This window comes from Danxiaibacter flavus (genome assembly GCF_041060425.1).
GTDB classification, from domain to species: Bacteria; Bacteroidota; Bacteroidia; order Chitinophagales; family Chitinophagaceae; genus Danxiaibacter; species Danxiaibacter flavus.
The window spans coordinates 197,682-213,278 of sequence record NZ_JAULBC010000007.1 but is presented as its reverse complement, the minus strand read 5'-3'; the positions used below and the strand labels follow the sequence as shown (position 1 = coordinate 213,278).

General features: G+C 45.5%; 1 protein-coding gene. It reads left to right on the top strand.

The annotated features are described in order from the left end of the window. Nucleotides 1–71: 71 nt before the first annotated feature. Nucleotides 72–15,590 carry a Calx-beta domain-containing protein gene (locus QTN47_RS20200; protein WP_369331231.1) on the top strand — a complete coding sequence of 5,173 codons (15,519 nt, stop codon included), beginning with the start codon at nt 72–74 and terminating at the stop codon, nt 15,588–15,590. The last annotated feature ends 7 nt before the right edge of the window (nt 15,591–15,597 follow it).

Sequence of the window (15,597 nt, the reverse complement as noted above, 5' to 3'; positions counted from 1 at the left end):
GCAGGCTGCAGTTCACTTATGTTATTTCAGCACAGATCCAAATAAAGTTGACAGGCATGAACAGATATCCAATGAAAAAACTGCAATTCGTATTCCGGAATCTATGTTTGATTTTGTTATTGAGTTTAGGAATTACACAACTTAAGGCGCAGACCGATATCACTATTAACCCATCCGGAGGAAACACTTTGACCGACGGGTTGAAGGTGGTTTTGTTCACATCCGGCGCATACGGGGGTAGTTTTAATGTTTTTTCAAATGGATTCAGCCAGATATATAAGACTGGATATATCCGGTTGTATTTCCGGTTCGGAAATAATTCGACACAGGCCAATTTTAACTATTGTTCAAGCACGCCGTTAACGGGGCAGGGAACAACTGCATCACCCTGGAGCACAACAGTCAGTGGAACGGTTACTTCTACAGTTAGTAGCAAGACTTTCTATGTTACCTACACGGTAAAGTATAGTATGGGAAATGCAATGTATGTAGATTATGTTGTAAGAGCCCCTTCTGGTTTATCAGCTCCGGAAGATGTGCATTTGTATCTTTCGGAAGCTACCAACGATGGGAATGATCAAAGCGGAAAAGGATTTAAAACAACCAACAGTTCAGGAGATATCGTTGGAAATTACCGGCTGGACGCCACCTGTCTGCATGATATGAGCGGAGGCAAAGTAACCACCGTGTCGCATGCATATAAGGTAAAAGGCAACTTTACCAGCTACTATTCCGGTGCAGCCGCTTCCAGGGACAATTTGCAAGCTAGCTCAAATAATCTTTTGACAAATCTGGTTGACCCAACGTGCGCATCAGTCGCGGGAATTGCCATTCATGTTGCATTGGGAACACTTGGTTCGGGGCAGGCGGTTGGTAAAGAAGTCATGATTGGTTACGCAACCAATAGTACTGATTTTGATAACAACCCGGTGGTCGACCCGGTTCCTATAACAAGTGGATCAACGCCGGTCACGGTTCAATTTACTTCAGCTACATTAGCAGGTGCAGAAGGAGATACGACAGGACCTGCACCCGGATTAAAGGTTTTGGTTTCAAATGGAGTGCTTACGGCACCGCAGGTTGTAAGTTTTGCGGTAAACGGAGGCACCGCTGTGCTAAATACGGACTATACTTATCAAAATGCATTTTTAATTCCCGCCGGTGATTACACTACTGCACAACAGGTGAGTGTTAGTCCGATTACAACAATTGGCAATACCTTACCACAGTCCGACCGTACAATAAGTATCGGCCTTGTAGCCAATAGTTGTAATGACCTTATTCAATTAGGCACCCAGACAACATCAACTTATACAATAATTGATGATGACATACCTAAGGTAAGCCTGGAAAAGGTTTCAGATATAACAACTTGTGCCGGCACACAGGTATTCAATATTAAATTAACCAAAACTTCTTCAACCCCAACAACCGTAAACCTTGGATTTACAGGTTCCACCGCCGCTGCTGGTGATTTTAGTTCGTTGCCCGCATCCATTACTATTCCGGCAAATACGCTTTCTTATTCATACTCCTTAACGCCCGTTGCAAACAACGTTATTGATATTGATAAAATATTGGCTGTTCAGATAACGGGAGCGACTTCCAATGGCACAAACCTGCCGATCGCAGCTTCTCCCGCAAATGCTGTTTCTATTAATGTAACAGATTGTGATAATACTGTAGCAAATAAGAGCGTCACCATTACACCGGCAACTGTTAATGTAAATGAAGGAACAAACACTACAATAACAGTAAAGCTACCAACAGGCATCACTTCGGCTTATGCGATCGATGTGCCCATTGGTATTAGCGGAACAGCGACATCTGTTGCTGACTATGATGCACTTCCCGCAAAGGTTACTATTCCCGCAAATTCAAATTCTATCACCTTCCTTGTTAATGCGAAGACAGACAATATTATTGAGAGCGATGAAACAGTGATTGTTACCGGCGGAACATTGCCTGCAGGTTATACATACGTTTCTGGTAATGATGTATCTACCGTAACCATCAAAGATCAGACGGGTACTGCTGCCAATAAGCAACTTAGCATTACATCTTCTTCTCCAACTGTAAACGAAGGCGCAAGCGTTACCATTAAAGTTGCTCTGCCCGCTGGCATTACATCAACTTCGGACATTGTAGTTCCGCTCACATTAAGCGGAACCGCGATCGTAACTACAGATTATACTGTAACTCCCGGCAGCGCTGTTACAAGTGTAACAATTCCTGCAGGTTCTAATTCGGTGACCTTTACTATTGATGCAAAAACGGATAATATTATTGAAAGCGACGAAACAGTCACTGTTACGGGTGGCACTGTAACAGGCTATACTTACGTTTCCGGCTATGATGCATCAACTGTGACCATCAAGGATCAGACGGGCACCGTTGCCAATAAGCAGATCAGTATTACATCAGCCGCTGCAAATGTGGATGAAGGATCGAGTACTACTGTAACCGTAAAACTGCCGGCAGGCATTACGTCGAGTACTGCAATCGCCGTACCTGTGAGTGTTAGCGGGACAGCCTCATCTGGTGTTGATTATGATTTACTGCCAACAACCGTTACTATTCCCGCAGGCTCCAATTCGGTAACCTTCCCCGTTAATGCAAAGACTGATAATATTATTGAGGGCGACGAAACAGTTATCATTACCGGTACACCCATTGGAGGCGGCTATACATACGCATCAGGTAATGATATATCTACTGTCACCATCAAAGACCTGACAGGTACCGCTGCTAATATGCAGATCAGCATTACACCTGCTACAGTTAATGTGGATGAAGGTGTAAGCACTACTATAACGGTGAGTCTACCGTCGGGCATCACGTCAAGTACTGCAATTGCCGTACCCATTGGTATTAGCGGGACAGCTACTTCCAGTGTTGACTATGATTTAATTCCGGCAACGGTTAGCATTCCGGCAGGTTCCAATTCCATAACCTTCCCTGCTAATGCAAAGACCGATAACATTATTGAGAGCGACGAAACAGTGATTATTACGGGAGGAACACTTCCTGCTGGCTATGCCTATGTTTCCGGTAGTGATGTATCTATCGTCACCATCAAAGACCTGACAGGTACCGTTGCTAATATGCAGATCAGCATTACGCCTGCAACCGTTAATGTAGATGAAGGGGCAAGCACTACAATAGCCATTGGTCTGCCGGCAGGTATCACGTCAAGCACAGCAATCCCTGTATCCATTGCTATCAGCGGAACGGCTACTTCCATTGCTGATTACGATGCACTTCCCGTAACTGTTACCATTCCGGCGGGTTCCAACTCAATAACCTTCCCTGTTAATGCGAAGACAGATAATATTATTGAGAACGACGAAACAGTAATTATTACAGAGGTAACGCTACCAGCAGGTTATGCATATGGTAACAAAGTGTCTGCAGTAACGATCAAAGACAAGACCGGTACTGCGGCTAATATGCAGATCAGCATTACACCTGCAACAGTAAATGTAGATGAAGGAGCAAGCACCACGATAACCGTGGGCCTTCCGGCGGGCATCACATCTACTTCTGATATCCCTGTATCCATTGGTATTAGCGGAACAGCCAGTTCGGTTGTTGATTATGATGCCCTTCCAACAACCGTTACCATTCCGGCAGGTTCAAATTATATAACCTTCCCGCTTAATGCGAAGACAGATAATATTATTGAGGCTGATGAAACAGTAGTTATTACAGAAGGATCGCTTCCAGCAGGCTATACATATGGTAATAACGTATCCACAGTAACGATCAGGGACAAGACCGGTACTGCTGCTAATATGCAGATCAGCATTACACCTGCAACAATAAATGTAGATGAAGGAGCAAGCACTACCATATCTATTGGCCTGCCATCGGGCATTACATCTACTTCTGATATCCCTGTATCTATTGGTATTAGCGGGACAGCAGGTTCTGTGGTTGACTATGATGCTCTTCCGGCAACCGTTACCATTCCGGCAGGTTCAAATTATATAACCTTCCCTGTTAATGCGATGACTGATAATATTATTGAGGCAGATGAAACAGTGGTTATTACAGAGGGGACATTGCCGGCAGGCTATACTTACGGTAATAAAGTGTCTACTGTAACGATCAAAGACAAGACCGGCACTCCTGCTAATATGCAGATCAGCATTTCACCTGCGACTATAAATGTAGATGAAGGGTCAGGCACCACAATATCTGTCGGCCTGCCGGCAGGGATCACATCTACTTCTGATATCCCTGTATCCATTGGTATTAGTGGAACGGCAAGTTCGGTTGTTGATTATGATGCCCTTCCAACAACCGTTACTATTCCGGCAGGTTCAAATTATATAACCTTCCCGGTTAATGCAAAGACAGATAATATTATTGAGGCTGATGAAACAGTAGTTATTACAGAGGGAACGCTGCCGGCAGGCTATGCATACGGCAACAAAGTGTCTACCGTAACGATCAAAGACAAGACCGGTACTGCGGCTAATATGCAGATCAGCATTACGCCAGCAACAATAAATGTAGATGAAGGAGCAAGTACTACAATAGCTGTCGGCCTGCCAACAGGGATTACCTCGACTTCTGACATTGTTGTGCCTATTTCTATTAGTGGAACCGCAACTTCAACTGTTGACTATGATGTACTTCCAACAACCGTTACCATTCCGGCAGGTTCAAATTATATAACCTTCCCGGTTAATGCGAAGACAGATAATATTATTGAGGCTGATGAAACAGTAGTCATTACTGAGGGAACGCTGCCGGCAGGCTATACATACGGTAATAAAGTATCTGCTGTAACGATCAAAGACAAGACCGGTACTGCGGCTAATATGCAGATCAGCATTACGCCTGCAACAATAAATGTGGATGAAGGAACAAGCACTACAATAACCGTCGGCCTGCCAACTGGTATCACATCTACTTCAGACATCCCTGTATTTCTTACAATAAGCGGAACAGCAATTGCCGGTACAGATTACGCAATAACTCCAGGCAGCGCAGCAACAAGTGTCACAATTCCGGCAGGGTCTAACTCGGTAACTTTTAGTGTTGATGCGAACACGGATAACATTATCGAAGGAGATGAAACGGTAATCATTACCGGAGGATCATTACCTGCGGGCTACACCTACGCAACAGGCAAGGATGTATCTAATGTAACGATCAAAGACCAGACAGGTACCATAGCCAATAAGCAGATCAGCATCGCATCCTCATCCTCAACTGTGAATGAAGGAGCAAGCGTTACAATAACTGTTGGCCTGCCAACAGGTATTACATCAAGTACCGCAATAGATGTACCCCTTGGCGTTAGCGGAACTGCTACTTCCGTTGCCGATTATGACCTGCTGCCAACAACTGTTACCATTCCTGCAAATACAAATGCTGTAAGCTTTACTGTAGATGCTAAAACAGACTTTGTAATTGAAAGCGATGAAACGGTGATCATTACCGGCGGAACACTGCCTGCCGGCTATACTTATACAGCCGGTAAAGGTGCATCTACCGTAACCATCAAAGATCAGACAGGTACCGCTGCTAATAAGCAGATCAGCATTGCACCAACAGCAATTGGTGTGAATGAAGGAGCAAGTACAACTGTTACAATCAGCCTGCCTGCAGGTATTACATCATCTTCAGCAATTACAGTTCCACTTGCAATAAGTGGAACAGCAATAGCTGGCTCAGATTATGATCTGACTCCCTCAGGAGCCGCAACAAGCGTTACCATTCCAGCAAATACCAATTCCATCACCTTTACTGTTAATGCAAAGACGGATGGTATTATTGAATCAGACGAAACAGTGATCATTACCGGGCAAACGCTGCCCGCCGGGTTTACATATGCTTCGGGCAAGGATGTATCTACTGTAACGATAAAAGATGCGAGTGGTAATGTGCAGGTAACCATTGATCCGACAGTTACGGATCTGAACGAGGGTGCCAGCGCTACCATAACAATCAGTCTGCCCTCCGGCATTACTTCATCTTCAGCGATCACTGTTCCTCTTGCAATAGGCGGAACTGCAATTGCCGGTACTGATTATTACCTGGCTCCGGCAACTGCAGAAACCAGTGTAATCATTCCCGCAGGTGCCAGCTCTGTAACCTTCACCATCAATGCAAAAACGGATAATATTATTGAAGGGGATGAAACGGTGATCATAACAGGTGGAACTTTGCCTCCCGGCTACACATATGCAAATGGTAAGGATGTGTCTACCTGGACCATCAAAGACCAGACTGGTACAGCTGCCAATAAACAGATCAGTATCACATCAGCATCTGCAAATGTGAATGAAGGGGCAAGCACCACTATAAGTGTTAGTCTGCCAACGGGTATTACATCAACTGCTGCAATCACTGTTCCTGTTGCTATCAGCGGATCGGCTATTGCCGGTACTGATTTTGATGTAACCCCGCCAACCGCGGCAATCAGCGTCACTATTCCGGCTGGTTCAAACGCGGTAACCTTTACCGTTGATGCAAAAACGGATAACATTATCGAAGGCGATGAAACGGTGACGATAACAGGTGGAACTTTACCTGCAGGATATACTTATGTAACCGGTAAAGATGCTTCTACTGTAACCATTAAAGATCAGACAGGCACAAACCCGCTCAACACGCAGATTAGCATTGCATCCGCATCTGCAAATGTGAGCGAAGGATCAAGCGTTATTGTAACGGTTAGTTTGCCCGCTGGCATTACATCCACTTCAGCTATCAATGTTCCTCTTGCCATGAGTGGAACTGCAATTGTAAACACGGATTATGGCTTAAATCCGGCAACTGCGGAAACCGGCGTTACCATTCCTGCTGGTGCCAACGCTGTGACCTTTGCGGTTGATGCAAAAACGGATAACATTATCGAAGCCGATGAAACCGCGATCATAACAGGTGGAACGCTGCCTGGTAGTTACACCTACGTTACAGGCAAAAATGTTTCTACTGTTACAATAAAAGACCAGACAGGCACAACGGCCAATAAGCAGATCAGTATCAACCCGACAACTGTTGATGTGAATGAAGGCGCCAGTACTACTATCACGGTTAGTCTGCCTACGGGCATTACATCCAGTTCTGCCCTCAACATTCCTCTGGCCATAAGTGGAACCGCAATCTTAAATACGGATTATGATCTGACTCCAACAGGAGCATCTGCCGGTGTAACTATTCCCGCAAATGCCAACTCCGTGACTTTCACTGTTGATGCAAAAACGGATAACATTATTGAAAGCGACGAAACTGTCACCATAACAGGCGGAGCGTTGCCAACAGGTTATGCATATGTAGCCGGTAAAAATGCAGCTGTTGTTACCATCAAAGATCAGACTGGTACTGCTACCAATATGCAGATCAGCATCGCATCAGCATCTGCAAATGTAAACGAAGGTGCAAGCGCTACTATTACAGTCAGCCTGCCAACAGGAATCACATCCACATCAGCAATTACTGTTCCTCTCACAATAAGCGGAACTGCAATTTTAAATACAGATTATGATCTGACACCAACAGGAGCCTCTGCCGGCATTACCATTCCGGCAGGATCCAATTCAGTAACGTTTACCGTCGACGCAAAAACGGATAATATTATCGAGAGTGATGAAACAGTGACCATCACCGGCGGAACGCTGCCCGGAGGCTATACATACGTTTCGGGCAAAAACCTTTCCAGCGTAACAATAAAAGACCAGACAGGTACAGTTGCTAATAAGCAGATGAGTATCAGCCCAACAACAATTGATGTGAATGAAGGTGCGGGTACTACAGTAACTGTCAGCCTGCCCGCAGGTATCACGTCAAGCGCTGTGATCCCCATATCCATTAGTACTGGTGGAACAGCAGCTTCCGTTGCAGATTATGACTTACTTCCAACAACCGTTACTATTCCCGCAGGTTCCAATTCAGTAACCTTCCCCGTTAATGCAAAGACTGATAATATTATTGAGAGTGACGAAACAGTAATTATAACAGGCGGAACGTTGCCAGCTGGTTATACTTATGCAACCGGAAAAGATGTAGCTACTGTAACGATAAAGGACCAGACAGGCACGGTAGCCAATAAACAGATCAGTATTACACCGTCAACAGCTGATGTGAATGAAGGGGCCGGTATTACCATAACTGTCAGCCTGCCGGCAGGTATTACGTCAAGTGCAGCAATCGCTGTACCCATCAGTGCCGGCGGAACAGCTACTTCCAATACTGATTATGATTTACTTCCTACAACCGTCACTATTCCGGCAGGTTCTAATTCAATAACCTTCCCGGTTAATGCAAAAACTGATATCATTATTGAAAGTGACGAAACAGTAACCATAGCAGGCGGAACGTTGCCAGCCGGTTATACTTATGCCAGCGGCAAAAATACTTCTACCGTAACCATCAAAGATCAGACAGGTACAGTGGCAAATAAGCAGATCAGCATTTCACCCGCAACAGTTGATGTAAACGAAGGAGCAAGCGCTACTATTACAGTCAGCCTGCCAGCCGGTATCACGTCCAGTGCTGCAATTGCTGTATCCGTTAGTACTGGCGGAACAGCTGCTTCCAGTACTGATTATGATTTAATTCCTTCAGCCGTTACCATTCCGGCGGGTTCTAATTCAGTAACCTTCCCCGTTAATGCAAAAACTGATAACATTATTGAGAGCGACGAAACTGTGATTGTAACAGGTGGAACGCTGCCAGCAGGTTATAGTTATGCAACTGGTAAAGGTGCATCGACTGTTACGATAAAAGATCAGACAGGTACCGTAACCAATAAGCAGATCAGCATTACACCTGCAACAGCCAATGTGAATGAAGGAGCGAGCGCCACTATAATAGTAAGCCTGCCTGCTGGTATCACGTCAAGTGCTTCCATCTCTGTACCAGTGAGTGTTAGCGGAACAGCTGTTTCCAGTGTTGATTATGATTTGATTTCATCAACAGTCACCATTCCTGCGGGTTCCAATTCTGTCGCCTTCGCAGTAAATGCAAAGACAGATAATATTATTGAAAGCGACGAAACAGTGACTATCACAGGTGGAACGCTTCCAACAGGATATGCTTATGCAACTGGTAAAGATGCGGTTGTTGTAACTATCAAAGATCAAACGGGCTCTGTAACCAATAAGCAGATCAGCATAACGCCAACAGCCCTTAATGTAAATGAAGGAACAAGCACTTCTATAACGGTCAGTCTACCGGCAGGTATCACATCCAGCGCGGCCATCACGGTACCCATTAGTGTTAGCGGAACAGCTACTTCCAGCGCCGATTATGATCTGATTCCAACAAGCGTGACGATTCCGGCAAATACAAACTCGGTAAGTTTCACAGTAAATGCTAAAACAGATTTTGTAATTGAAGGCGACGAAACGGTGATCATAACAGGCGGAACGTTGCCGGCAGGTTATACTTATGCGACCAGTAAAAATGTATCTACCGTTACGATAAAAGATCAGACAGGAATAAACCCGCTTAATAAGCAGATCAGCATCGCACCTACATCGTCAAATGTGAATGAAGGTGCAAGCGTGCCGGTTACAGTCAGTCTCCCGGCAGGCGTCACATCGTCTTCTGCAATTACTGTTCCCCTTGGCGTAAGTGGAACTGCAATTGCGACTGCTGATTATGCCTTAACCCCGGCAACCGCAACAACAAGTATTACTATTCCGGCCAATACCAATTCCGTAGCCTTTACAGTAGATGCCAAAACAGACAACATCATTGAGAGTGATGAAACTGTAGTAATTACAGGCGGAACACTGCCATCGGGTTACACCTGGGTACCAGCCAAAGACGTATCTACCATAACCATCAAAGATCAGACAGGTACCGCAACCAATAAACAAATCAGTATCACACCAACAACCGTTGATGTAAATGAAGGTGCAAGCACTACTATAACAGTGAGTTTACCAGCAGGTATTACATCAAGTACTGCAATCTCTGTATCCATTGGCTCTGGCGGAACAGCTGCTTCCGGGGCTGACTATGGCATAAATCCAACAACCGTTACCATTCCGGCAAATACCAATTCAGTAACCTTTACGGTAGATGCCAAAACAGATAACCTTATTGAGGGCGATGAAACAGTGATCATTACAGGAGGAACACTTTCTGCTGGTTATACTTATGTATCCGGTAAAAATATCTCTACTGTAACGATAAAAGATCAGACAGGTACCAATCCTCTGAATAAACAAATCAGCATAACACCAGCCACAACAACGATAGATGAAGGTGCCGGTGCGACAGTAAAAGTGAGCCTTCCAACGGGCATCACTTCCGTTTCGCCAATAGTAGTACCGTTAGTGATTGCAGGAAGTGCAGCTGCAGGTACCGACTATCATTTGACGCCGGGAAATGCAGTAAACAGCATTACCATTCCGGCAAATACCAATTCAGTAACCTTTACGGTAGATGCCAAAACAGATAACATTATTGAAAGCGACGAAGCTGTTGATGTAAGCGGCGGTGTTTTATCCGGCGGCTATACGTTTGCGTCCGGTGCAACCCGGTCTGTAATTACCATTAAGGACCAGACTTTGGCGGGTAATAATATCATCACCCTGTCCGTAACACGGGGTAACCTTGACAGGGGAGGAGCGAAAGGTAATATCACCGCATCACTACCTGCAGGCATTGTTGCCAGTTACCCTCTTACAATTAACCTGGCAGCTGCCGGAACAGGCTTAACGGCAAGTGTTGATTATTCTTTATCATCTAATACCATTACCATTCCCACGAACAGCAATTCGGTTTCAGATGTTACGGTGTCGGCTTTGTGTGCACAAGCCTTATCATCCAATTTTACATTGAAGGTAAATGGTGCTTCAACAGGCTTTACTGTTAGCCAGGCAAGTACGGTTATCAATGGCGCCAATATCGGCAATGCCATTACATATAGTGGCTCTACAAGCTTTTGCAATAATTTATCCCTGATGCTCACAGCGCCGTCAGGAAGCAGTTATGCATGGTATAAAGATGGTGCGCCTGTTCCGGGTGCTATTCAAAATACTTATACGGCTACTGCAACAGGAGCTTATACCGTTAAAGTGGTCAATACAAATGGTTGTTACGGCGTAAGCATGCCTGTTAATGTAACTGTGATAGACAGACCTGCGGCGCCATCGGTATCGCCTGGCGGATCACAGGATCTTTGCAGCGGTGCACAGATCATGCTGGCAGCCACTGGTACATCGGGAACCACAGGTTATCAATGGTATAAGGATGGTACAGCTATCGCCGGTGCCACAGCATCCACTTATTTTGCATTCGCAGCCGGAACATACAAGGTTACTACTATAGTAACCGGATTTAGCTGCCATTCAGACTCCAGCGCAGCTGTCAATCTTATCAGCAGCTCAGGCGTAGCTCCTGCAAGGCCGGTGATAACGGCCAGTAGCCAGTTACTCTGTGCAGGAGGAAGCATATTGCTCAACACAGATCTTACTGCAGGGATCACTTACCAGTGGTATAAAGATGGTGCAGCAATTGTTGGCGCTACAGAACACATATATACAGCCATGTCAGGTGGCAATTACACAGTTCGCGTGCAAGCCGGTGGCAGTACTTGCTCTAACATAAGTGATGCATCCGTTGTTACATCTGGTAGTGGAACAGCGCCGGCACGGCCAGCTATAGAAAGCAATGGTACGGTGCTGTGCGGCACGGCCAGCAGCATACTATTGCGTTCATCAACCGCGGGGAACAGTTACCAGTGGTTTAAAGACGGTGTTGCAATAAATGGTGCAATCGCCCGCACTTTGGTAGTTAATTCTGCTGGAAGTTATATTGTGCAGGTATTGGAAGCAGGTGGTTGCAGCAGTGTAAGTGATGCATTGTCTATTACCGCCAACGGAGGCAAAGGTGTTGCAAAACCGATAGCGCTTCAAAGCGGCAATGTCGTCTGCACTAACGGTGAGGTATTGTTGACAGCCGATATGGGCAACGGCATAACAACAGGTATTAACTATGTATGGTATCTCGATGGTGCTACAATACCAGGCGCCACAACCCAAAGCATTGTTGCAGTGCAGGCGGGAACATATATTATTGAAGCCAAAGATGGTGGCGGATGTATAAATACCAGCGATCCGCTTGCGCTTACAGGTAGCACAGGTACAGCTCCAGCCAAACCATCTGTTCAGGCTGGTAGTAATACAGTGTGTACAGGTGGCAGTGTGATGCTTACTGCAAGCACAGGATCCGGTTTTAATTACCAGTGGTACCTCAATTCATTCCCAATAGCCGGGGCAACCCAGCAAACTTATATAGCAACAGCGGCAGGAAACTACCGTGTAGCGATTACTGATGTTGGAGGCAATTGCACAAACATCAGCGACGTTTTAGCCATCAGCCAGGGTAGCGGAACAGCACCGGCCCAGCCAGCTATCCTGCAAAGCGGAAATATAATATGTGCAAACGGCAGCGTTCTGCTGGTTTCAAGCATCACCGCCTCGGGTTACCAATGGTTCAGGAATGGTTGGGCAATAACCGGTGCTACAGCTCGCAGTTACGTGGCAACGCAGGCTGGTTCTTACAGGGTTTCCATCATCGAAAATCCATGCAGCACTATCAGTAACGAAGTGGTGCTTTCATCTTCATCCGGCACGGCTCCTCAAAAGCCTGTAATAGCAAGCTCTTCATCAACTATTTGCGCCAATGGTAGTATTACACTTACAGCAGATGTTACTGGCGTGAGCTATCAGTGGTATTATAATGATGAGGCCATCGCCGGAGGAGTAAACCGCATTTTAAATACTACAAAATCGGGAACCTACAGGGTAGCTGTTACCGAAAGCGGTACTTGCACAACGGTGAGCGATGAAATGACGATAGATGACGGTGGGGCGCAGGCTCCGGAAGCTCCGGCTATTTCTGGTACAACGCACATCGTATGTACCGGAGGTCATAGCGTTAAACTTACTGCAAGCAGTATTGTAGGTGCTACAAGCTACCAGTGGTATGTTAATGGTGCATTGATAGCCGGGGCCACCAGCAATGTTTACAATGCTACATCAACCGGAACCTACCAGGTTACAGCGGGTAATGGCGGTTGCTCAAGCGTGTTAAGCACAGGTTACACACTTACCGCAGGTTCATCTGTTGCTGGTAATGCAGATGTCACTATCAATGGAGTAAATCCTGTTTGTTTTAACAGCAGCACGGTACTACAGCCTGCAAGCAACATCACTAATCCGGTATATAACTGGTATACTGATGCTGCCCTGACTAACCAATTCTATACCGGCAACAGCTATCTGACAACTACGCTTACTGTAGATACAACGTTCTACGTTACGGTTAGCAATACGATCTCCGTTTGTGAGAATGCGCCGGGCAACGCAAGAGTGCTGGCTATTGCTGTTAAGCCGAAAGCTGAGTTAAACATAACAACTCCGGCAGCAGTGTGCACGCCATCTGCCATAAATCTTACTGCAAGAGCGGTAACGAGCGGCAGCAGTATGGGAATGACATTTGTATATTCTTCAGACAGTACGGCACTGGTGGACAACCCCGCTAACAATACTGTTTACCTGCTAAACCCTGCCGCAGTAAATACGAGTGGAAGGTATTATATCCGCGGTAAAGTGAACGGCTGCTGGTCCGAAGTAAAAGGTGTTGATGTTGTTATAAATATAACGCCACAAATTACCATAGTGCAGCCGCAACCGGTATGCGCGCCGGAAACTATAGATGTTACGGCATCTGTCAGCAATTATGATCCTGATAACTACCTGTACGTATTCAGAGACGCAGGTAATGCTATTGTTAATGATGCAACAGTTATTGCCGGCAGCGGTACATATAATGCAACCGCCGAAAATAAAATAACAGGTTGTATATCACCCGCAGTTGCAATAGTTGCCACTATACATCCCAAGCCGCAGGCCGTTACAGCAACTCCGCAGCCAATATGCGCTCCTGCCACCATCAACCTGGCACAACAGGTAAAAAACTATAATAGTGCTGTATTCAGCTACGAGTTTAAAGATGCAGCAGGTAACGTAGTACCGGCACCGGCATCAGTTGCTGCAAGCAGTAACTACTTGGTGATCGCTACAAATAAAACAACCCTGTGTAGCTCAGATGCAGCAACAATTCCGGTAACCATTTACAAACAACCGGTTGTGGATCTCAACAACAATGGCAACGTAGTTATGTGTGGTGTAAATGGTACAGTTAACCTTGTAAAGTCAATTGCCAATTATGATACAGCCGCTTACAACTATGCCTTTACAGATGTGATGAACAGTCCTCTGGCAAATGTATCTGCCATCGTTATTGCGGGCGATTATAAGATAACGGCAACAGATAGAACAACCGGATGCCCGTCAGTAACCGGCACTGTTAATGTAAAACGGTATGCATTGCCAGTAGTGAATATCACGGATCCGGCAGCTGTATATGATCCTTATACAGTTAGTATCATTAAGCCTGATGTTGTAAACGGCAGCACGCCGGACATCGCATATACTTACTACAACGAAAGCAAGAATGAAATAACACAGCAAAAGGCTTCAGCCATTGGCGGCCCTGGTAAGTTCATTTATTACATCAGCGGTACATCCAATGTCGGTTGTTCTTCGCCTTTAATGCCCGTTAATGTGATTGTGCATGAACGGCCGGTATTAAAGATCACAACAAGTAAAGCAGAAATATGGGAAGGGCAGACCGCAGCGTTGACCATCAGCTATCCCGAAGGAGTTAATTTGCCTGACGATTTTTCATTCAGCTTGTCTGCAGGCAACGGAACTACTATACGCAGGGAGGATTACACGCTGCCGGCAACAGTGAGCATAGGTGCGGGACGTAACAATGCGCAGTTCATGGTGAATACAGTAGATAATCATATTCTTGACCTTGACCATGTACTGAATCTGCATGCTGAGAACAGCACCTTTAAAGTAACAGATGGTTCGGTGCTGGTGCATGATTCAACTTCCCTGCATCCTGAAAATGCTGTTATAACCATTGGCAATGACACTATCTATGGCAAAGGAAAGACGGACATATACCTACGTCTTCCGGAAGGGATAACCACATCCTACGACATTGCTGTGAACCTGGCAGAAGCAGCAGGTACAACAATTAGCAATGTCGATTACGATATGGATGCGATTGGAACAATACTGGCTGGTAACGGTGAAGGAACGTTTAATGTTGCGGCAGAATCCAAATCGAAAGAAGAACTTAAACTGACGATCAAAGGCAATAAACAGGGCTTTACTGTAAAAAATGGTGTTGTGTTGATCAGGCCCGGACGCATAAATGTAAATCAACTCATTTCAGATAATGGTGACGGCATCAACGATTATTTCAGAATAGAAGGCATAGAACATTATACCGGCGTTAAGGCTGGTGGTGATAATGATGTTACCATCTTTAACCGCTGGGGCGAGGTTGTTTACAGTGTGACAAAATATGACAACAGCAGCAGACGCTTTGACGGCCGTGGCAATAAAGCAGTATCAACACGAGTGCCCGATGGTGTGTACTTCTATGTCATCAACATTACTGTTCCTCCGGAAGATCTTAAGCCCGGAGAAGAACGAAGGCAACGGTTCAGCGGCTATCTGAGATTACAGAAATAGGAAGGGG

Coding starts and splice junctions, on each gene's coding strand:
- QTN47_RS20200 (WP_369331231.1), top strand. CDS start 72: ATGAAAAAACTGCAATTCGTATTCCGGAATCTATGTTTGATTTTGTTA.